Here is a 22,329-nt window from a genome sequence, read left to right as displayed (position 1 = left end):
AGAAGCAAGGTGCCTCGTCACCTGCGGGACAGTTCGCTGTGGCCGACACCTGATCGGCTGGAGGAGAGAGCGCTTGCATCGACAGCGTACCTTCAGCGGAAAAAGGCTGTTGACATGTCTCTTTCGGGTTCTCGCTATCCGGAAATTCTGGCAGAGACCGGCATCGAAGAGCGGAGCGTTCGCAGGTTGGTGGGGCGGTGCATCACCATTAACCCGGCAACGGGTGAGATCTTCGGGTTTCATGCATGCAGAGAAGGTTTCCGGTTAAGGCCGTACACCCGGACAGCTCCGTTCACAAGTCAAGGTCAACAGGCTGGCACATCGGGGATGCTGGATTTGACGCTCAGGGCATTTCCAGAGGTCGCCGCAACGTTGCTAAGCGAGGCCCTTCACCTGGACGAGGAGAATCAGCAGTACAAGATTCCGACACGGGAGCTCCTGGCCGTCTTTCAGGATGATCTGAAAGTGGCAATGAAGGAAGCAGGGCTCGACTGGGAGACGCAATGGCCCTTTACGCAGCAAGACGGCGGCTATGAATCGGTGCGTCGATGGCGTGAAAGATTGCGTGATTCGCACACCATCCATTACGTCAGAGCCCATTATGGGGTGAAGGCTGCTGACAAACTGGAAGCCGGGACGCATAAGCCCAGTCTGTTTGAGAATTTTCGCGCACTCGCTGTTCGGCAGCTCGATTTTCACGAAGTTGATACCGCATGCATACTGGTTTTTCGGGACCCGAACGGGAACGAGTTCGAGCGGCCGGTGGAGAGGTTCTATCTAGGTGCAATCGTCACTGAGCATCCAGTCATGCTTGCCGGATACGTGCTTGTCTTCGCACCGTCGCCGGACGCAGACGACGTGCTTGACCTGGTTCAAGGGTCCGTTTTTCCAGAAAAGAGGGAAGGCCCGGTGTCCACGCTGTTGGCCAACGGTAAAGTCGTCATGGCGGGGCTGATTGACAAGCTCTTCGGATCCGGCTTTGCCGCCTTACTAATGGACAACGCTGCGTACAATCTCACGATCGGTGCCATTGGTCCGATCATGGACGCCATCGCGTGCATGATTGTTTTTGGAGTACCCCGAAAATGGTGGTCGCGAGGTCTGATCGAAAAGTTCTTTGCCGTCTTTGAGGGGAAGACAGGGCAAAAGTTACCGACGACCTACGGGAAAAGTCCGGTTGATCCCATGCGAGGAAATCCGACGGAAGCAGCCAAAAGGCTGCGGATATACGTTGACGACATCCTGGAAACGTTCGAAGAGTTTGCCGAACAGATCAATACTCGCTCCGTATCAAGAGCAGCCTTTGGTCAAACGGCGGTGAAGGCGGTGCAGGGAATGCTCGAGACAAAGCACCTCGGTGTATTTCCGCAGCCCTTGCCGGCTACCCCGTCCGAGCCGGGTTGGACTTTCTTCGCGCAAGTAATTGAATGCAAGGTGCGTGGCAGCGAGAAGAAGGGTGAGCGCTGCCATGTGAATATGGACAGTCGGCGATATACGAGCCCCAATCTCGGGTTGCGGTTTGATCTCGTGGGAAAGACGGTCGTCGCATGCAGACATCGGTGGAACGACAATCTGGTCGTGGCGATCGTGAAGGAAACGGGACAGTTCCTCGGCTACTTGCTGCCGGACCGGCGAGCACGGAGAAATCCAATGCATCCGCGTCTGGCCAAAATAGTCAACCGTCACTATAGGCGTGAGTATTTCAGGTCGGGCGAGAAGTCGCCTGGTAGGAAGTTGCTTGAACGAAAAGTCGCGGCTGCACGCAACGATCCGCAGGGCAAGGAAAGTCGCCAGGCGCTCGATGTGTTGCGTCTGGCACAGCGCGCGGAGCAGGCCGCACGCGTGGCTGGTTTGTCGCCCCGGGAGTCGGCCAACTCGGACCTGCCTGCCCCCATCGTTGGGTCGGGAGAACTGCCTACCGCGCTGGAAAGGGCTCCACTATTTGACGACGTCCGCACGAAGATCAAGATTCCTCTCTTGAGCCGGTTGCGTCGTAACGGGCGACGTTAGTAGTTGAACTTCGACGTTAGCAGTTGAACTCACACATTCCTCGAGGAAAAAATGGCATTCTCAGCAAAAAGGACTCCGAAATACGATAAAGACGAAGGTCCGGTGACAACGCAGGCAAGTGTCGACGAGCCGGAACTGGCGTCCGTTCACCGAATTGATCCGGCAAAGCCGGCGTTACCCGGTTTTACACCCACAGACAGCGACTGGCTAGCCCATCCGTTCACGTCGTCTCAGTATCCGTTGCAGACGCCAAACGTCCAGCGGATGTTTCGGTCGGTTCGCACGCTTATCAGAAACAACATTTCCGGCCACTACTTCAAGGCATACCCCGGTGATGGTGTGACCGAAACCCTCCAAGCCTTGGCTGAGATGTTGGAACACTCAATTGATGGGTTAAAGATAGTCTACCACTCGCTCGCCAAAGGAAGGACGCAAAACGTCCGCTTGCTGTATCTGAATTTCTGGCTAACGCTGGCGGGTTCATTTACAGCAGGGTACACGGAGGATATTAAGGCACGCCTGCTTATTCGATTTGAGGAACTTGCGCGCCTTTCAAAGCCTCGTGCGATTTTATTGCTGATTGACAATCTTCACCATGTCGAAGAGGAAGACGTCTCCTTCCTGTCCGAACTGCGCCATTATCTGAAAGATCGGAAGTTGAAGCTGATTGTCTTCAGTGGGGGACATGATCCTGGCATGGGGGCGGTCGAGGAAAAGATGAAAAAAGGGAAGATTTCGAGGGAGGCCTGGAAGGAGGTCGTTGGGACCGAAGTGCCGTTTTCAGGCGTGCAGTCCATTGGCGAGGTTCGCGAGATTTTTGAAGCCATTGACGAACAGCAACATGCTGGTACCACCTGGTCAGGCTTCTTTGTTCAGCGTCCTGACGGTCGCGACTTTGTTCTTGCGGGTGAAGTACACAACTTTGAGGTTGCCTTCAGAGAGGTAAGCAGCGGAACGCACAAGGATCTGCTATCGATCGGAATGCCGCTGCGATCCCTAATGTACACCGTGCGCCTGTTTTTCGATTTTGTATCTCAGGTCGAGAAGAGCACACTGACGGACGATATCCGGCAGCACTGTTGGGTAGAAGCGATGCGATGGGTCCATCTTGCCGGCGTTGTGGGCGGCAAGGGCGATGCCGGCGTGCTCAACGGTGGGCTGTCACCCGAGGCGTAAGTGAACTCTGAGAGGCATATGGTTGGTGTCGCCCGCACTCGTCAGAAGTGGACGGCGCTTGGGTTCGGGCCCTTGGTTTCAGAATCGACGATTTCCGCGTTGGGTCGCCTCGCATATCTAAACAAGCTTCCGGTTCAAGTTCTAAAGAGTCAATTTGGGTATCTGTCTGGCCCCCGTTCGAGAAATTTCAGTCGCACATGCAGTGTCGACGCTCTCAGGCTAGGCCGCGAAACTGGGTGGCCCGTTCCCTTGCCGGAAGACCGGGTGATGGCGCAGAGGCCAGCCTTGACCAATTACCTCTTGGGTCGAGATTTTCGGTATTGCCCAGCGTGTCTGAACGGCGGATATCATAGCTACTGGCACCAGTTCGAAATACTCGAAGCTTGCCCGATTCATCGACTTGCTCTGACAGACCGCTGTTGTGGATGCGAGCAGAAAGTGGGGGCGCCTGGCAATCTGTTGCATGCATTTGGTGTGTACGCGTGTCCTCATTGCGGCATGCCGCCCGGCGGCGGAGGTTTTTCATGGGAAGCACACGAGAGACTTCGCGACCAGCTTAATTCCAGCGATGGGTTTGCGAGTCTTGACCGATGGTGGGCAGAGTCCAAGGGGCTCGCCTCGGCCGAACAGCTGATCGGACAAAATACAGTCGCCAGTTGGTATGTCTGGGGCGATGCGAGGTCAGTGGTTCAGTACGCCATCCAACGGTTGGCACCGCTGCCTGATGGACTCAGTAGGCACATTCGTCCGGAATTTTGCATGTTGCAGTGGTCATTGCGACTTCATCGCGCGACGAGAGCACGAAATGACGGTGTGTGTCGTGCTGACCCGTATGCTCGCACGTCCGGTCAGGTGTACGCGAACACGGTTCGCAGGCTCCACGACTGGATCTTCCCGAACGGAGCCCGTTCCCGAAGCGCTGCAGCCATGCTGAGCCTGCGAGATAAGGGGGAGATTGAGGCTGACCCCGACGAAGCTCGGGAAATTGCGTTCGCGTGGTTCAGGCTGTTGTACGAGGACAGGATGGCAACGGCTTTCGAGTGGCTAAATCCGACGAAAGCACGTCTGTCACAATCTCAACCCATGCGGCACGTCGGATTGCGGCTGCAGCGTTTGGCTGCTCGAGCGACGTATCTCGCCGTCTACGCAGTGTTGCTGGAGATGACGCGTCGTCAGCTCGGTACTGAAGGCTTCCTACGACCGAGCGGAACGGCCACTATCCCATCCATCATTCCACTCGTGTATCTCCCGTACCACCTTGAGTCGACGGCATTTCACGAGCGTTCGGACGGATTCGTTGTTTTCCCGGCGATCCCAGAACTCGATTTGTCGGAACTCTGGCCCGGCAACTTTAAATAGTCGGATTCGTTCAACGTCACAGTTTCCCGTAAATCCTCACCGGTCCAAGAGGTCTCTGTCCCTATGGTCACAAATCGCCGCCGGCGCGATCCGGCAAGGCCACGTGAGCGCGTCACGAAGGACAAGTTGCTGCCACTGAACGTGGCGATGGTGCGCGAGAAATCGCTCCACTAATACCTTGCGCTCACAATATTTCGCAAAGGCGGTGGGGATCCTCGGCGTTTTGCAGAATTATTGTTCTCGTCATATTGTGCTTGGTTTCTGCAACGGGCTGGTTTCGGTGAAGAGCCGCTGGATCTTTATAAGAGTGCCGAGTTCGGAATTGAGGCGGCGTTCGCGCGCACGCAAGCGTCAGAAGTCTGGGAGTCGGAGCAGATAGCCGCGAGTTCATTGGAACGAATACTAGCGTTGCATGATATGCAATTGCTGATCGCTCTCATTGGCACTATTAACGATGCGGAAAGTGGGGGGCGCCAATCATTTTGGCACGACCGGCCGTGCTGCTTGACGCTATCCACTCGCGTCCGGCCTCGCACCGTTTTCAGGAAAGGCCCTCTGCGCGGCGACAATCATCTTGGCAACACGACCGGCCATGCTGCTTGACGCTATCTAGCCCTCATTTTCAGTTTGCCGGCCCTGAGGGGCTCGACCATGCTGTAACGCCGAGAGACCGAGCGTCGCTACCAGGTCCTGAACGAATCATCTCGGGGGACGGACGTATAACATCGGCGAGACGTACACAATTGCGGATATCTCGGCTTGGAGACTGCTTGATCGCGCGTCTCGCGTGCTGAGAGGGACGGAAAACTCGCTGCAGCAGTTTCTAAACCCCCCAAACGCCTATTTGCAAACTGCTATTTGAGACGGTTGATAGCCGACCAGCAGTAGCACGAGCCAGAGCAGTTGGAAAGGATGACGAGTTCAAGAAGGTCAACGACGAAGAGACAAAACGTGCGCTCTTTCCGTCTAACTATCTTCGAGTTGCGTGAGACGGTATCGCTGGTTCACGACGGGCAATCCATGCGTCCGCGTCTGGATTGCCCCGAGCGGAAAGATGAGGGAGACGGGTCCGTGCTGCGGTGGGAATTCGCATAGCGGATTTTCGGAAAATGGAAATCGACGTCTCCGAGACTCTCAGACAGCATATGCTGTTCTTCCGATGACGCGAGTGATCAGGTCCGTATCCGGCGGCATTTGGAGGTCGGATGCGTTGGCAGTTTCACCCGAGGGTTCAGGTGAGCCTGAAAGTCCCTGAAACGCATATCCCGTCGAGCATACGGGGCAGAAGACAGGGGCACCGACAACAGTGCTGCGCTTGACCACAATGGTGGGTCCGCATGCGCGGCAATGTTGCAGCGGGATTCCCTCGTCGCTATGTCCGACCACGTGGTAGAAATTCTCAGTGTTTGCGAGCCGCAGAAAGGCTTTGCCAAAATGCGAATCGAACTGCGTACCGAGATTGTCGGCGATGATCGTTAATGCTTTGTCCACCGGCATACCATCTCGGTACGGACGGTTGCTTGTCATTGCATCGAAGGCATCGCATATTCCAACGATTGCAGACATAGGCGGGATCGCATCCTGAGTCAGTCCCTGAGGATAACCTTTGCCGTCAGGGCGCTCGTGATGTGAATAGATGGCGTCCGTAACCAGCGGGCCGAGAGGGTGTTCGGCGACGAGTCGCCTGCCCACCTCGGGATGTGTCTGAATAATCGAATATTCTTCGTCGGTCAGGCGCGCGGTCTTTCTCAGTACCGCGTCTGGCACAGCAATCTTTCCAAGGTCGTGCAGAAAACCGCCAATCGATACGACCCAGGTTTCCTTTTCGGAGAGTCCCACATGCCGCGCAAGCAAGCTCGCAAAGCGGGAAACGCGCCACAGATGTCCGCCTGTATATGGATCCCTTGCCTCGACGACCCACGCGAGCGAAAGAAGGCTGGTTAGAAGCTTATTATTCGAAGGGCCAGCGGCCTTCGCGCTTCCGAATATCAGGCTTACGAGACTTGGAATCTTCATTTCGGGTGTGCTTATTCTTTATGCCGGTTGCCGATAAAAAGGGACCGATGACTGCATCGTGCTTTCTAGTCTTGCGTTGATCTGCGCTATCAGTCGACTGGAATCTGTGTGCGAGAGTGAGCTAGTTCGTTGCGTTCGCATCAAAGGTTACACATCCGGTTCGCTAGCAACGAATTTGAGAGTGGAGGGCTTCGTCTGGGCGCCATATATGTGCGGTATGGACACCGGGCTTGTTTGTGTAGACGATCAGGCGCCTGCGACACGGTGTAGTGAAATCCTTTGAGACCGTTCACTCGTTCCCGGAAACTCTCACCATTGGGCGCAGGTGTATTGGCGATGGTTCTGTCTGACTGTTTACGCCTTATCGCTGCTGCCGAGCACGGTGCATCTCGGCAAGTCTTCGACTCTTTCGCGAAGAACTTGAGCGAATGCATATTCCCGACGGAGCGTATGCGTAGCGGTGTCCCTGCAGAGAGGGCACGGCGTTACCGCCGCAACCAGCGATGGCTCGCGCACCACGCCCCTGTACGCCGTATGAACGCTGCGCCAGGCGACCGCACGCGGCCCCTGCAGTTCGACCGCAATTGCGTTGAGCACGCGCGACGAGATGCCGTATTCGCGGCGGAACGCCGTCTTGTGCGACTTCGCCGTGTCACCTTGGGCCTCAATCCGCGCGTACAGCTTGCGCTTCGGCGTGCCGTAGAGTGCGGCCATCGCGTCAAGCGCCTGGGCGTCGAGGGACGGCAGGCAGGGTCGTGTCTGCGTTGCGACTGCATCAGACCGCCAACGCCCGCAGGTTCTTGCGACTGCCCGAACCGTATCGACAAGAAAATGCAATCAAAGCCAGTTCACACCGATGTGATAGGAGTGACGCATGGGTCGCCACAATTAACGTAGCAACGACGATGCTCTCCGTCTGGAGAAGAGCTTTTCTACTGAGGAGAAACTCTTCTGCCAGGCTGCTTACTCATTCATACTGCCGCTGCTCTCGACAAGCGCGCGTACGAGCAAATACACAACCGGAAGGTTATCGTCTTCGTGACGCCAATCTACGGGGGCGTCCAGGTCGAATGCGGACAGACGAGAGTCGCCAAACCGAACAAACATTGAGCGGACAGCATCGTTGTGGCGTGCGATAAAACCCGGATTCTCAAAGGTCTGTTCATCGATGGTCCGGAGCGTTTGCCAGGTCGGCTGCTGCGCCCCATACGCGGCAGCACGGCGGCCGCTATCGAGGTGGCGTCGCGCGACCGTAACGATGATCTGCTGTAGGTCAAGTGACGCACTGCGAAGCGCCCGTTCAAGAGTGGCAGGATCAATGTTGTGTTCTTCTGCGTCGATGGTGGTTAGATTTGTCATGATCGGTCTGTTGCGGCGTGGAGACTGTTCGCTTCAAACAAGAGACTTCAACTGGTTTTTGCTCCGCTGTGAAAGCAGTTCGCGGATTTGTGCAAGGTGCCTGTCTCCGACTGTGTAGTCCTGGACAGGTAGACGATGTTGGAACGTAGTTGGTGTACGTACGCCGAGATAACGACACACGGCAGATAGATATGGTTTGCCGTTGCAGCCCAGTCGCCGTGCAGCGGCGGCAACACGCACGTCCCCGACGTGTTTGCGCAGCCACGCGAGCGTTTGCAGATCATCGTCGTTCAAGATCCTGATGAGCTGTTGCATAACCATATGCTGTATGGATGTACAGCTGTCAATTTATACAGTATTTGGAAGAAGCGCAAGCATTGCTCGCACGTAGTCAATTTGAAGCGTACGAACGAAATCCAGTGTTGACCCAGCGGTGATGGATGGGACGATTCAAACATTAAAGTCGCTGAAAGGGCGAGGCTTCCATGCTTCTAACTAAACCAGGTTTTGTCGGCGATGCGAGTCGACGACCAGCCGCAGTGCGGCTCTGAATGTTTCGATTAGCGAATACGAATGCGACTCGATATTGGATGAGCGCGTCGACTAGATTTTCTGCGATTGAGAAGCATTGCTAGCATCGCAGCGAGCCCGTTATCCGTGTCGACGGAATCGGCTTGACGACACTAGCTCATTCGAGCGACCGGGCTGTGTATTAACTCATATCGTCATGTTTGACGTCACGTTAAACGTTTGCGTCCTGTACGGTTCAATCGTGGGAGTTTGTCAAGCGTCAGCAGGCGTAAGACTTCAAAAATAAAATACGTAGTCTCCAAGCACATTTTTTGTAATCAAATGCTAAAGTTCGGAAAAATCAGGCCGACATTCGGAGAAGTAGCGGCTGGCAGGTGAGAGAAGCCAAAGGCCTGAATCGGTGGAGTAGCGTTCGTCGCAGCGATCGCATGGTCGCTGCCACCGGGCGTTGCATTGTATGTTGCAGACAAGAAAGAAAAACATGACCAACAAACTGAAAATGCGCGTTGCAGCCACGGTTGCTGCAGCGACGGGGATGATGTTTCTTGCGACTCAAGTGAGCGCTCAGGAATCGGCGACCGACGATCTCAATTCCTGCGTTCGTAAAGAGCAGATACTGACGACCGCCAAAGGCGCAGGCATTGGTGCAGTAACTGGCTTTGCGGCCATGCTCGTATCCAACAAGAAGAACGATGCACTCAAGGGCGCTGCTGTCGGCGCTGCGGTTGGTGGCATCGCTGGATTCGCGACAGCGTACTACACAGCAATTGACACTTGTTACAAGAAAAACCCCTCCTGGGTTCCTGAGTCGAACATCCAGCACACGAAATCGTTCGACAAAGTCAAAAAAGAGCTGAAATACAAGTCAAGTCAAGGTGTGGTCGTTCGCGCCAATACGGTCTCAATTGACGGGCCGGTGAAGGCGGACGGACAAGCGGTTGTCAACAGCACCTTTGCACTGATGACGCCGGACGGCGCAGAGCGCCCTGTGTCGGTGGAGCGGAAGCTGTACGTTATCGGCGACGATGGGAAGGAAACTCTCGTTCAGTTCCCGGGTCACTCCGCAGCCGAAGAGCATACCTTCGAACCGGGCGAAGTAACTGACACGGTCCGTATCCCGATACCTCATGACGCGAAGCCGGGCAATCTTTATCGCGTCGAGTTCAGCGTCGCCGCTGATAACAAGCCTGCCTCAGTAGCAACCGAGAAATTCAAAGTATCCGAGTAACGACGGGACGCCCGGAGTCTTACAGGCTCTGGGCTGGAGAGCACTCGGACGTCGAGAATTGATCGACGTTCGCCGAGCCCGCACGGGCCGAAGAAAGCAGTCAATTCTCATAGAGCGATGAAAACGTACGTCCAGCGCGCCCTGATTCTGATAGGGGCCGTTTTTTTATCTGCTTGCGCTGCAAGCAGTTTGCCGGGTTATCAAAACACCTATCATTCATACAGCGTCCCACAAACGCTTGTGGAGCGCATCAAGGCTAAATTCCGTGAGCACGGATTAAACCAGGCGTCAGTGGCACGCGATAGCACCGGTCGAATCCAGCTCGTTGGTAGCTACCAGAACGAGGACGATGTCGATACGGCCTTCACCATCGTGCAGTCGATCGTAGGACTCAAGTCGACGTCTCCTTTGTATCCACAAAACATCAAGCAGACGCGATGGGAAGCGGCAGCGGGTAAAGCGCTGGAGTCGTATGCGCGAGATGCAGGGGTGCGATCCTCTGCGTCTGTCAAGCGTGCACTCGTAGTCGGTCTTAACCGTTTTGCCGATCCCTACATTCCCCAGATCCAGGGGCGCGACGATGCAATCGTTGTGCAGGACTATCTCAAGCGTGCCGGCTATAACGTCACGACGTTACTCGATGAGCATGCAACGCAGGCGAACATAGAGAGTGCACTCACTGCGCTCGACCGCTCGGTTGGCCCGAATGACGATGTCTTCATCTATATCTCCAGCCACGGGACCGAGCCGGTACCTACGCCAGGTGGTGCAGATCAACGCAAGATGTCCATCATCGCGTACGACTCCGTCAACGAGAAGACGATGACGATGTCTGACCAGACGGAAGCAAAGTTGTACATGCAGCGACACTCCGTACCTGATTCGCTTGTACAGGGCATCGCACGCAGGCCGAGCCACACGACGCGCGTTGTCATCGATACATGCTACAGCGGCGACATGCTGGATGACGTCAAGGACGAAAGTACCGAGTACATCATCAAGACGAATGGCGGGAAACCAGAAAAAGAAGGGATCTCGCTGGCAGCGTGGAGTACGTCGGACTTTACATCGAAGGGAATCCGTTTTGCGGATGATTCCGGTAAAGCGCCGGCTGCTGGTCAAAACAAAGCTGCGCGCCCCATCGACCGGAATCGGAACGGCTACATGATTGTCACGGCGACCAGTCCTAACCAAAGATCATGGGGACCATCAGCTGGGCACACGTTCCCGAGCCCGACCGGCGGTCAACCGCTCAATGGTTCGTTCTTCACCCAATCGCTTTTCGCCTATCTGAAGTCGGGTGGCGGCAAGCTCGGTCCGGCATTCCGCGAGGCGCAGAGCTTTACGTCTCGCAAGGCGCTTGATGCATCGCACGGGAAAGAAGATCAGAACCCTCGCCAGTTCTCGACAATCCCGGATGATTTGAACGCCATCTATTGATGGGCGTCTTCTGAGCACCAATCAAGTTAAAGGAAAAGACCATGCGATATCCACTGGTTGCATTAACTCTGGCAGCGATGGCGACGCATGCGTTCGCCGAGGACGCCTACACCGCCAAATCGCTTTTCTTCGACACGAACGACTCGGTCGTCGCTGTGGGTACGACGAAGCCCGCCGACAGCACCGCCACGCAAGCGGTCGCCTCGGCTGGACCCGTTGCAGCGGCATCAAGTACGGCGCCCACGGTGCTGAAAATTGCACAAAAGAAGAAGCGGCCGTCATCCCAGCTCGGCGCAAGCTATTTTGTCCGGCTTAAAGATCCGGACGGTACGACACACGATGTGTTGACGCGTCGTGTGTTCCATAGCGGCGAGAAATTCCAGCTGGGTGTGAAGGTGAATCGGCCCTCATACGTGTATATCCTCAACGAAGCACCGGATGGCACTGTTACGCAGATTTATCCGCAGCCGTCGCAGGACAATTTCGTGGATGCGATGGGTGTGGTGTTTTTCCCGGCGAAAGGCTCTTTCCAGTTTGACGACAAGCCCGGGATGGAAAAGCTGATGGTGTATCTGTCTCCTGAACGCGCGCACGATGATGTGACGCGCCGGGTGCGAACGGTCGCGCCCGACCTCGTCACAGGGCCGATGCTCAAGACAGCAGGCACGAATGCCTGTTCAGCCGGCGCTGGCGTGACGACAGCGGCTACCTCGAGCGATTCAACGTCCGGCTCGAGCCCGGCCTCGGTGCTTGATGCAGCCGCTGCCACTACGCAGGCTGCTTCGACGGGTAGCACCCCGGCCGATGGCGCCCCGATGCAGTTGGCGAGTGCGTCATCTGACTTCGCGGCCAAGGGGATCAATTTTGCCCCAGATGCACCCGCTGGTTGTGCTCCTCAAATCGCGCAGGCGGACACAGGAGCGTATACCTCAAAGGGGATCGTCTTCGCAGACGACCAGTCGCCGGCTCCAGGACAACAGGTAGCGTCCTATGTGGTAAAGCACACGACGAAGGCGGATTCTGCTCTGTTTCTGAAAATCAACCTTGCACACCAGTAGGCCGACAAGCGCCAGATGTACAGGCTTCGGCAAACGGCATTGAGTTATTGAGACACGAAAGATATGGAACACAACCATCTGATTATCGGGCTGGGCGGTTCGGGCGGCAAAATCATCCGTCATCTGCGCAAAACCATTGAGCGAAATCGCGATACACAGGGAAACAGCCCGTCGGAGGCGCTGTTCGAATACCTGTATGTCGATACGTCGAACGATGAAATTGAGAAGCATGACGAGTGGAAAGTGCTGGGCAAGGAGATCAATCTGGCGCGTAGCCAGTACATGATCAACACTGCGAGCAGCGTTCGTGCTGCCCTTGAAGACCCTGCATCCTTCCCGGGTCTACGTGACTGGATTGAGCCGCGCGGTGTGTTCGATGCGTTCCAGATGACCACTGCGGGCGCCGCGCAGCGACGCAAGCTCGGTCGGGTTGTCTTTGCACAAAACGCGTCGAAATTTGTAAAAGCCGTCGAAGATCGGATGCATGTACTGGCAGGCGGTCCTGGCCGCGCCGGCGCCGTGATCCACGTGGTCTGTGGTCTCGCGGGTGGCACAGGCAGCGGATCAGTTGTGGACGCCGTCGCACTCATACGCAACAAGTATCCGAATCCCGAGACGCATCGCATCCTGGTATACGCACTGCTTCCTGAGAAAGACTCGCGTCGCGTCCGTAATGTTGCGGGTTTCGAGAATTACTACGCCAACGGCTACGCCGCTCTCGCCGAGCTGAACGCGCTTGCTGTGGGCAAATACCATCCGGTGAACCTTCTTGATGGTTCGCCCATGGCGCACGACATCTATTTCAATGGCTGCTATCTCGTTAGCAACCTGAATGAGCACAACATTCAGTTCCGGGTTGAAGACGAGATTCCTCGCACCGTCGCAGAATTCATCTACCAGAAAACCCTGAACAAGGGCTGGGAAGGGTTGGGCCGCGCGGAGAAGGGCGAGAACGACATCAAGAACTTCGAAAGCGAAGATGATGGAAAGGCTCGCGCGAAGCTGTTCCTGTCATTCGGCGTCGAGCGCATCGTCGTGCCCGAAGAGGAAATCAAGGAATACCTCGCGTACGGTTTTGCCGAGCAGGCCACGCGCCAGCTGATGTTCAACAACTTCAGGCAGGGCGAAGGCTACGCTGACGAAGCGGTTCAGAAAGACTGGGGGAGCGAAGCACGCAAGCCCGATGTGCTTCAGGGCATGCTGCTGAGTGATCAGCATCTGATGCTCGAGGTCGGAATCCTTGAGGACGATGCGAAGAATGCAGGCTGGAAACCGGCCAAGGAGTTCTGGAAGCAGGTAGTGGGCGTAATTGCATCCGAAGTGCGTAACGACCCGACACTCCAGGAAACGACATGGGCGGCAGCGCTCAACACGCGACTGGCCAAGGTTTTCGACGAAACCTATAGAAAGCTCGGTGGTGTCCGGAAATTTTACGAGATTAAGGGCAATGCCCGTCTCGAGATGGCTCGCCACATCGGTCGCCAGATCGAGAAAGACCTGTTTGCACGCTGGAAAATCGGAACGCATTCGCTGATGCAACTCCGACAGTTTGTCGATGCGATCCTTGCGTTGCTCGATGAACGCCAGGCCGTGCTTGCTGATGAACTCACAAAGGCGCCAGCTGTTCTCGCGGCTATTCAGCAAAGCATCGCTGATCTGGTCACACAATTCAACAACGTTGGCTTCTTCGGTCAGCATCTGACCGATAAGCGCGGCGCGCTGTTCGCCGAAGTCGCAGGGCGGCATCAGGACATCTACGCGGCCCGGACACTGCAGGAAGGGCAGAAGTTTGCGATCAGTCTCATTCCGTTCATCAAGGATGAACTGATCACGCTGCGTGGCCATATCGATGACATGCACCAGACTCTCGCGGCAGCGACAGAGCGAGTGCACGACGAGCAGCAGGCTCGCCTCGTTGGTGCGGATTCGGGCGACCAGCAGCGGATCTTCGATCGGACGGCAATCGCCAACATCATGAAGGCGGTCATCGTCGATGAGCAGGCCCAGATCGCCCGTACCCAGAAAGTGCGCCAGTCAGTGATTGATCTGGCTGGAACGGAAGTCGATTCCTTCGAAAAGCTCGTGCGAGGCGTTTCGTTGGGCGCGATTATCTCGACGATTTCGCAAACGTCGGCGACTATCGTCGAGATGGCACACGCGGAGATTTCGAAGAATCTTCCGCCCGTACTGCAGGTCAACATCGTCGAGCGCTTGCAGAAGCAGTACGACGCGAACCCGAACGGCTTGCGGAAATTCGTTTCGGAGCTTTACGAGAAGTCCGGGACGATGATCCAGTACAACAAGACAGAAGTTGACAGGTCGGTGGCGAACAATACAGGCGGTTCGCGCGGCACAACCAATACGGTAGCCGTTTTCCTTCCAGAATGCGAAAGCCAGAAGGATTTCCAGGCGACGTTGACTCGGCTCTTCGAAGAACAGAAAGACCCTGCGTCGGACACTGTCGTCGCCCCGGGCAAACTGTCGAATGAGATTGTCATCCTGAAAATCGCGTCGTTGATGCCCGCCCGGTTTATCGAGCCATTGGCGATGATGAAGCGCCACTACGACGGGCTGGTTGCGGATTTCAATGAGTCGCACCTCCTGCATAGCGCGGGTGATGGCAAGAAGCTTCCTCCGCTGTACGCGCGCTCGGCAGCCGAGGTGAGCGCGCTCGCCAAGCGCAAGCCGTTCCTGCTTGTTGCACGACTCATGGACATGCTGAAGGAACGGGAAAACAAGACGACCGGCGAACAGGAATGGGCCTTTGTGTACAAGGCGAATGGACTTCCCGCGTCGAAGGTGCTGCGGGGCGCCACATGGCAATCGATCATTGACGACGATCACCCGGCCGAAATCCAGAGTTTGATCGAACGTGAAGTGAGCCGTAAGGTCGACGTGGATCTCAAACACAGGGACGAAAAACAGAAGGTGTTCGACCGTTATATCGAGTTCGCTACTACGCGCTTTACTGAAGCAGGCGAGGACGACCAAGATCCCGAATTCGTTGCATTGAGTGCGATGCAGAAACCGGTGCGCGAGATCATCGGATTGCCTGCCGTTTCCGAGTGAACGGTGATTGAACACACAAAACTGAAAGAAGCATAGATATGCCAACCTATAAATGCCCGACCGTCGGTGACTGTGAAAGAGCTAACAACGGCGAGATTTTTGTGCGCTCGCCCGGGGAAGATCTCAAGTGCCCGGAGTGCTCGACGCTGCTCGTACCGCAGATTGCTGGCGGCAAGTCCGGACCTGACAAAAAGATCATTGCAGCGGCCATCGTGGCAGGTGTCGTAGTGATCGCAGGTGCTGTCGGAGGCGGTCTGTACTATAAAAAGTCACATGCTGCACAGGCTGAGGTGGTCGAGGCTGCGGCTCCTGCGGCCGCTTCGGACATGCCGGCAGCACCGGCATCTGCAAGCATGCCGGCGCAAGCGACAGCAGTCGGTATTTCGCCGTCGGATGCGGACATCAATGCGCAACGCAAGGACAGCGACGCCAAATTGTCGCAGGGCGATGCTCCCGGTGCGGAATCGGCAAGCAATCAGGTTGCTGCGAAAGAGATGGTCAAGGTGGCGATTGCCCAGATGTCGCAGGGAAAGCTTGACGACGCCGAGAAAGAATTGAACGACGCAGCAACGCGTGATCCGAAGCAGTCGCTTGTGTATTACAACATGGCGGTGCTCAGGCTGAAGCAGGGGCGCACCGACGACGCGTTTAAGCAACTGGAGGCCAGCTTCCTCAATGGCTTCTCGTATTTTGACGAGATGCAAAAGGACCCGGACCTCGATGCGATTCGCAATGACCCGCGCTTCATCGCGCTGGTTAAGAAATATCGAACGACAACGTGATGATTTCCTCGCGTCGGCTGGCTGCCGCGTCTGCGCTCACGCTGATGTTGGTTTCGGCATGCTCGAAGTCCGCTGGTCCATCGATCCTGGGCCACTGGCGAGCTGAGCATGTAGAGGTCTACAGCCTGCAATTACCAATTGGGCCGGATGTTGTCGTGACATCGAGCGAGGTCCGGAGTCCGGATACGGGCGCGAGCATTGCGGTCACGGGCATTGAAAGCAAAGGCGACGCGGCGACTCTTGAAGTTCCTTACGGTATCGGGTTGAAGTTTTTCTTCGATGGCCCGGATCGGATGTACCTGAAAGTGCCATTGATTGGACGCGTCTACTATCGTCGGGTGGAAGAGTCGGTAAGCACTTCGCAATCAGTTGCGGCCAGTTCCGGCGTCGCTGCGGCGGGTAGTCAGGAAATGGCATCGCCCGTTGCGAAGTTGGCGTTGTCCGGCCTGATGTCGCCTGCCGCTCAGGCCGCATCGAACTCTTCAGGGACCGTTGTACAGCCTGCCGCTCGCGTGACGACGATTCCAGAGAAAACAACGGACGGACCAGGCGCAGACCAGTACAACCGCGCTCTGCGGGCAGCAGGGCAAGGCAATCTTGAGGTCGCGATCGATGATCTCGACGGCGCGTTCAAAGCGGGGTTCCGGGGATTTGCGTTGCTGGACACAGCACCAGAAATAACGGAGCTGAGGAAAGATGTACGGTATCAGGCACTGGTGGCTCGATATCGGTAGGAAGGCAGGGGCCGATGCTGCTAACAAAACTTAGAGTTGAAACAGGGGATAGTGATGAGTGAAGCTGCACGCGAAATGTTGATGTATGACGCTCAGAAGAAGAGTGTGGGAGTGGCGTATCTGCTCTGGTTCTTTCTCGGGACCCTGGGCGGTCATCGCTTTTACGTCGGTCGCACGGGAACGGCGATAGCTCAATTGTTGCTGACGATCGCAGGCGCCTGCACCATGTTCCTTGGCGTTGGCTTCTTTATCGTGGGATGCGTTGGTCTGTGGGTTCTGATTGACGCATTTCTACTGCCGGGTATCATCCGCGCGTCAAACATCACGTTGGCAAGTCGTCTTGCGCGAAGCGGCAGTTCGGTCTATTGACGAAGGTGTCGCGGCTGGCAAGCAGCCGGAGCTACGCGTCGTACAAACAGCGACATCTGAAAAATAATTACCGAGGAAAGGTGCAATCATGTTGTTGAGTCGTCTTGCTTCCGTTAGTCTCGTCGTATCTATCCTTGCTGGGTGCGCTGCAGGCCGCACAACGGTGGACGTGTCAGTGCCGCAAGGCACAAATCCGACCACAGGAAAGTACGTACGCATTGATTCTCCCCAAGACAAGCGTACCTTTACCGTTGCGCCACCGAGCGCTGACATGGCATCGCTGGATCCCGCTGAAGATTCTAGCGATGCGTCGAAGGCTCGAGCGATTGGGCGCAAAAGAAACGGCTACGGCAAGGCGCTCGGCGATGTAGTGCTTCCTGAAGGCAAGACGGTTTCGGGCCTCGTTGAAAGCGCGCTGGCAACGGGCTTTCAGCAGGCAGGTTATATCGTCGTGAAGCAAGGGGATCCCAACTTCGACGCCGCCGCTCCAGTTACCGCGCAAGTTGTGGACTTTTGGGCGTGGTTTCAGCCCGGCTTCTGGTCCGTTACGACTAATCAGAAGTCAGAGGTGAAGCTGTCTGGCGATGTCGGTGCGCTTCATGGTGCTCAAACGGTTAAGACTCGCGTTAGCGAGTCGAAGCAGGTCGTGACCTCTAGTGACTGGCAAGAGATTGTGGAGAAAGGCCTATCGTCGATTGCTCAGCAAACGAAACGTCTGGTAACAGGCGAGTAAAGCAGCGTCGATCGAAGCAGCATCCCAGCCGGGCTGTAGATTGTGAGTGTAAGTCGCTAGTCTTCCAGTCTGGCCATCAGTTGTATTAGCCTGGACGAGACCTGACGGTAGTCGGGGCGTCAAAGTTCATCCAGTGTGAGTCGTACGGTTTACGGCTGCCCCATCTACTGTCAGCCTAGGTGCGACGCTGCTGTCGAAACATCGATCGGGCGTGCGACCAGATAACCCTGAACTTCGTCGCAGCCATGGGTGCGAAGAAAATCAAGTTGTTCGTGTGTTTCGACACCTTCCGCTACGATCCGTATGCCGAGGGTGTGACCCATCGCCAGGACAGTTTTCACGATGACTTCGTCCACGCGAGAGTGCCCGATTCCCTTAACGAATGACATATCGAGCTTTAGCCTGTCCGGCATGAAGCTGCGCACATAACCAAGACTCGAATAGCCGGAACCGAAGTCGTCGATTGCGATGGATAGACCCATGTCACGCAGTGCGCAGACGGTTGAGAGTGACCGAGGTGCCATCAGCGTACCTTCGGTGATCTCCAGTTCGATGTTATGTGGACTCACGCCTGTGCGCGCAAGCGATGCAGCAATCAGGGCGGGTAGATCCGAATGAATGAACTGAACCGGCGAAACATTTACTGACACAACAATGTTGGGATGCGTGTGCGCCCAAGTCTTCGTCTGTCGACATGCCTGCTCGAACACCCAATTGCCAATCTGCACGATGAGGCCATTCTCTTCGGCAAGTGGAATGAACAATGATGGACTCACTTCACCGCGTTCAGGGTGATTCCAGCGAAGCAGCGCTTCGAAGCCATTCGCCTTGTCGGTTCCGAGGTCCAGCCTCGGCTGGTAGACGATGGAAAATGCATCAGAATGCACGGCCCGTCGGAGATCATGCGCCAGGTGCAGGCGTTCACTTTCCTGCGCTGCAATCGCTTTGTTGAAAACCTGGATGCTGTTAGGGCCGATCGACTTTGCTCGATACATTGCGGAATCGGCGTGTTTCAGAAGTGAATCGGGGTCGTCAGAATGATCTGGAAATACGGCAAGCCCTACACTGGCCTGCGGTATGACAACCTTGTTTTCCACGAGGAATCCCTGCCTCAGCGACTCCCTCATCGCGGTCGCTGCTGCGACGAAGTCCTCGACATTTTTGCGCCCGTAAAGTACCGCAACGAACTCATCGCCGGCATATCTGACAACGACCTCTTGATGCGAAACAATTGCTGAAAGTCTACGTGCAACTTCGCACAGCACCAGGTCTCCAGCGGTATGTCCGAGCGAGTCGTTCACTTCCTTGAAGTTATCCAGGTCGAAAAATACGAGAGCCAGCTTGTGCCCGTTCTCAGTCGCGCTCGCGAACATTTCGTTCAGCCGGGCGTTTAAACCCAACCGGTTCGGAAGATGCGTAAGAGAGTCTTCGTATGCCTGCGTACGTAGCTGTTCCTGGTAGCTGATACGGTCGGATACATCATAGAACACCGTCACGCAGTGAGTTGGGCGGTTGTTGTGATCCAGCACGGGAGACACATGTAGTTCGTTCCAATACGGCGAGCCATCGCGTCTGTAACACTTCAACAAAGCGGAACCTTCTCCCACAATCTGCATCGCTTGCCGTATGGTCTGCACTTCAGCCTTGGCCACGTCGCAGCCGAGCATCTCCCAATGATCTGCGCCGGTAGCGTCGCTCGTCGAATGACCAGTGATTTGCTCGAAAGCTGCATTCACGTATGTGATGATGCTCTGATCTTCAAGCTTACGCGAGATGATTACTGCGTTTCTCGAAGCTTCCAACGCGCTGCTTCGGACGCGGAGTTGTTCTTTCGCTTGCTCATGCTCGGTGACATCATGAGCAGTGACAAAGCATGCGTCCCGCCCTGCATATTCCAGAAGGTGGTAAGCGACATCAACAAAGATTACTGTTCCGTCAAGACACTTATGCCGGCGCACCCCGGCTGAGCCTCCGTGACGCCCGGACTCGATATACGTCTGCAAGTCATTTCTGAAAGCATCGACATCGGCTTGCGGACGTAGCTGATCAATGCCTGTAGCACGCAACTGTTCGAGAGTAGCGCGATATTGACGTTGCGCGGCGGCGTTTGCAGTCAGGATCGCATACGAGCGAACGTCGTATATAAGCATTGCGACCGGATGCTGTTCAAAATATTCCTTGAAACGACGTTCAGCCTCAAAGGAAACGATCTTCGCAGCGCTTCTGGATAGGGCCGCACGATGACTCGTGTAGAAGGCAAACAGCAAGAGAAGCGCTGCTGCCGCAGACGCGATCGCAAGGGAAATCTTCTGCCGGGCCAGTTGTGCCTGGGCGTTGAACTGCATCTCCGCTATCAGTTCACGTTCCTCGCTCCGCAGCGTCGTGAGCAAGCTCATGACTGAGCCTAACGTATCGTTCGCCCGTTGAAGAAGGGCAGGATCAAGGGGCACGCCCCGGTCCGCTAACGCAATACTTCTTGCTGCGGCCTCCAATTCCTGAGGCCATCGGGCGCTCAATCGACGAAGCTGCAGAAGCTCTCCGATTGCGGCGCGTTGGCCAGCAAGGCGATACTCGAGGTGGTCATAGGCGGCGGCGACTGCAGCTGCACGTTTGATTGGCCAGGCGCGAGAACTGTAGCCTGCTGTCCCAACCCCCTTGAGGAAGTCAGTATTTGCCGCGACATGCAGTGTCAGCAGAGATTCAAGCTCGGTGGTCACTGCGAGAGCGTTATGCAGCCTGCGATCGTCCGTTTCCTGGGACAGTGTTGCATTAACTGCGGCCCCGACGGCGAGGCATAACACCAGCGCGACCGACAAAGCGAATGCCGCTGTTCTGCGTGGTAGCCGGCGAAAATTCTGCGCCATAGCGTCATGTGTTTGGACTACGTGCATTTCTGCATCAAGGGATAATATTCGTAACTATCCAATGCGCGATAGCTACGAATGAATGGTGCGTTGCTTATGGCATGCGCGCCAGCGCGTGGTAGAACATTGCGTTGAAAGCGCGCCCGAAATGAAGGCTGGAGCATGGTCGTGTACGTCCAATCGAGTCTGCGATCGAACGCACCAAACACGATAACGACCATTCCCGGAATCTACTGTATACGGGTTTACGGCAGTGTTGGTGAAAGTGAGCAAGCGGTTAGCTGCCTGTCCAGCGCCTTGATCCGCCCACGAGCCGCATAGGCGATCGTTACCCAATCACAGGCGACCTGAAAAATTAGCAATTGCACCGCCGCGTGCATTTTTTATAAAAGAAGGGCCGACGCCAGCGTTTGCGTGCTGTCGCCAACATCTCCCTGAAAGCGGACATCAGGCGCGCGGATACCTGGACAAGAGGAGGGTACCTCAGAGAGATTAAATTGGCCTAATTGTGCATCTACACATTGTTAAGACAAGCAGGCTGGCACCGTATTTGGCAATATCAAATGCGGAAAACGGGTGGGCTAGGAGGTAAATTTATCCGCTTAAGAGGCGTTAACAAAATGAGTTCTTCAGTTTTCGCCAACAGATTATGCAGCAGGCGAGTTTCATGAAGGCTTCGTGGATAAATGCAAGACGTTCGAAGCGGATGCGCAGTCTTCGGAAGTTGTGAAACCACGAGATGGTTCGCTCGACGACCCAGCGGGTTTTACCAAGGCCGCTGCCATGAGGCTGGCTACGTCGGGCGATTTCAGTGGCGATGCCGGCTGCATGTAGCGGGCGCCGGTATTTGTCGTGATCATATCCCCGGTCACGCTGAACGATGCGGGGCTTCGAGAGCGGCCGACCGCGCTTTCCAGCGATGGGCGGGATGGCGTCAACCAAGGCGTGAAGCTGGGTGACATCGTGGCGGTTGGCGCCGGTGAGAATTACCGCGAGCGGGATGCCCTGCGCTTCGGTAATGAGGTGATGTTTTGAACCAGGTCGCGCGCGGTCGATGGGATTGCGTCCCGTTTTTGACCTGCGCCCACGGCGCGGATGGAGGAGGAACCGACAACGACGTGGGACCAGTCAATCTGTTCGGCCTCACGCAGCCTGGCGAGCAAGACTTCGTGCAGCCGGGCTCAGACTCCGGCGGTCTGCCAGTCGCGTAGACGGCGCCAGCAACTCATGCCACTGCCGCAACCCATCTCGCGCAGCAGCAGGTCCCAGCGCGGGCCCGTCTGTAGGATGAACAGGATGCCGGTAAGCATGGCCCGGTCATCCAGTGGTTTGCGTCCGGGATACCGTGAACGGCGAGGTTTGTGTGGGGGCAGCAAGGTTCAATGAGTGCCCACAACTCATCATCGAGTATCGGTTTGGCCATGACCTCCTCGTCACCGAAACAATGATGAGGTTAACAGCAATCATTGGAAGTTAACAGACCCAAGAAATCATTTTGTTAAGGGTTCTAAACTAAGTGCGCAAGGAGGCACGCCAGCATGTGGCCGATGAGGCAGATCACGGATAGTTGGCTCCTACGGGCGCGTCAGCTGTACAGCCGG

The 22,329-nt window shown here is 55.9% G+C and carries 16 protein-coding genes and 2 pseudogenes; 12 read left to right on the top strand and 6 right to left on the bottom strand.

Going from position 1 to position 22,329, the window contains the following annotated elements; all coding sequences use genetic code 11:
- Positions 1-114 precede the first annotated feature (114 nt).
- The 4 genes and pseudogenes from C2L65_RS36600 to C2L65_RS46800 all read left to right on the top strand — a co-directional run bounded on the left by C2L65_RS36600 (position 115) and on the right by C2L65_RS46800 (position 4,545).
- Positions 115-2,010 carry a hypothetical protein gene (locus tag C2L65_RS36600; protein WP_156132240.1) on the top strand — a complete coding sequence of 632 codons (1,896 nt, stop codon included), beginning with the start codon at positions 115-117 and terminating at the stop codon, positions 2,008-2,010.
- Between the two features lie 51 nt (positions 2,011-2,061).
- Positions 2,062-3,186, top strand: coding sequence for an ATP-binding protein (locus C2L65_RS36595; RefSeq protein WP_042304891.1), 1,125 nt, complete (start codon positions 2,062-2,064; stop codon positions 3,184-3,186).
- Between the two features lie 18 nt (positions 3,187-3,204).
- Positions 3,205-3,582, top strand: a pseudogene (locus C2L65_RS47355) (TniQ family protein); the annotation flags it as partial.
- 531 nt (positions 3,583-4,113) lie between these two features.
- The gene (locus C2L65_RS46800; RefSeq protein WP_042304890.1) at positions 4,114-4,545 is read left to right on the top strand and encodes a hypothetical protein; all 432 of its coding nucleotides are present in this window, start codon (positions 4,114-4,116) and stop codon (positions 4,543-4,545) included.
- 1,134 nt (positions 4,546-5,679) lie between these two features.
- On the opposite strand, the gene C2L65_RS36580 is transcribed toward C2L65_RS46800, so the two are convergent.
- From C2L65_RS36580 to C2L65_RS47435, 4 genes are all read right to left on the bottom strand, one after another.
- Complete coding sequence (locus C2L65_RS36580; RefSeq protein WP_081920759.1) at positions 5,680-6,561, bottom strand: HD-GYP domain-containing protein; 882 nt, start codon at positions 6,559-6,561, stop codon at positions 5,680-5,682.
- Between the two features lie 354 nt (positions 6,562-6,915).
- A complete protein-coding gene (locus C2L65_RS36575) occupies positions 6,916-7,275 on the bottom strand; it encodes a hypothetical protein (protein WP_042304889.1) in 360 nt (119 codons plus the stop codon).
- A 249-nt stretch (positions 7,276-7,524) separates the two neighbouring features.
- Entirely contained in the window at positions 7,525-7,920 is a 396-nt protein-coding gene (locus C2L65_RS36570; RefSeq protein ID WP_042304888.1) for a DUF2471 domain-containing protein, read from the bottom strand.
- A 33-nt stretch (positions 7,921-7,953) separates the two neighbouring features.
- Complete coding sequence (locus C2L65_RS47435; protein ID WP_081920764.1) at positions 7,954-8,235, bottom strand: CppA family protein; 282 nt, start codon at positions 8,233-8,235, stop codon at positions 7,954-7,956.
- Positions 8,236-8,932: 697 nt separating this feature from the next.
- Here C2L65_RS47435 and C2L65_RS36560 point away from each other — a divergent pair.
- The 8 genes from C2L65_RS36560 (at position 8,933) to C2L65_RS36525 (ending at position 17,864) form a co-directional block, all read left to right on the top strand.
- Positions 8,933-9,679, top strand: coding sequence for a hypothetical protein (locus C2L65_RS36560; RefSeq protein ID WP_156132239.1), 747 nt, complete (start codon positions 8,933-8,935; stop codon positions 9,677-9,679).
- 117 nt (positions 9,680-9,796) lie between these two features.
- The gene (locus tag C2L65_RS36555) at positions 9,797-11,119 is read left to right on the top strand and encodes a caspase family protein (RefSeq protein WP_042304886.1); all 1,323 of its coding nucleotides are present in this window, start codon (positions 9,797-9,799) and stop codon (positions 11,117-11,119) included.
- Between the two features lie 41 nt (positions 11,120-11,160).
- Positions 11,161-12,177: a DUF4384 domain-containing protein gene (locus C2L65_RS36550; RefSeq protein WP_042304885.1), complete on the top strand. Its 1,017-nt coding sequence runs from the start codon at positions 11,161-11,163 to the stop codon at positions 12,175-12,177.
- Positions 12,178-12,240: 63 nt separating this feature from the next.
- Positions 12,241-15,246, top strand: coding sequence for a tubulin-like doman-containing protein (locus C2L65_RS36545; protein WP_042304884.1), 3,006 nt, complete (start codon positions 12,241-12,243; stop codon positions 15,244-15,246).
- 38 nt (positions 15,247-15,284) lie between these two features.
- The gene (locus C2L65_RS36540) at positions 15,285-16,028 is read left to right on the top strand and encodes a tetratricopeptide repeat protein (RefSeq protein WP_042304883.1); all 744 of its coding nucleotides are present in this window, start codon (positions 15,285-15,287) and stop codon (positions 16,026-16,028) included.
- Positions 16,025-16,762, top strand: a complete 738-nt coding sequence (locus C2L65_RS36535) for a hypothetical protein (RefSeq protein WP_156132238.1) — start codon at positions 16,025-16,027, stop codon at positions 16,760-16,762. Before C2L65_RS36540 ends, C2L65_RS36535 begins: the two co-directional genes overlap by 4 nt.
- A 54-nt stretch (positions 16,763-16,816) precedes the next feature.
- A complete protein-coding gene (locus C2L65_RS36530) occupies positions 16,817-17,131 on the top strand; it encodes a TM2 domain-containing protein (RefSeq protein WP_042304881.1) in 315 nt (104 codons plus the stop codon).
- 271 nt (positions 17,132-17,402) lie between these two features.
- The gene (locus C2L65_RS36525; protein WP_233446627.1) at positions 17,403-17,864 is read left to right on the top strand and encodes a flagellar biosynthesis protein; all 462 of its coding nucleotides are present in this window, start codon (positions 17,403-17,405) and stop codon (positions 17,862-17,864) included.
- Positions 17,865-18,034: 170 nt separating this feature from the next.
- Here C2L65_RS36525 and C2L65_RS36520 read toward each other — a convergent pair whose 3' ends face one another.
- Both C2L65_RS36520 and C2L65_RS36515 read right to left on the bottom strand, forming a co-directional pair.
- Positions 18,035-20,728, bottom strand: coding sequence for a putative bifunctional diguanylate cyclase/phosphodiesterase (locus C2L65_RS36520; protein WP_233446626.1), 2,694 nt, complete (start codon positions 20,726-20,728; stop codon positions 18,035-18,037).
- Positions 20,729-21,340: 612 nt separating this feature from the next.
- Positions 21,341-22,151, bottom strand: a pseudogene (locus C2L65_RS36515) (IS5 family transposase).
- Positions 22,152-22,329 lie beyond the last annotated feature (178 nt).

The sequence above is a fragment of the Paraburkholderia terrae genome, from assembly GCF_002902925.1.
In the GTDB taxonomy this organism is placed as follows: domain Bacteria; phylum Pseudomonadota; class Gammaproteobacteria; order Burkholderiales; family Burkholderiaceae; genus Paraburkholderia; species Paraburkholderia terrae.
The sequence above is the reverse complement of the archived record's forward strand: the minus strand, read 5'-3'. Positions and strand labels throughout refer to the sequence as shown.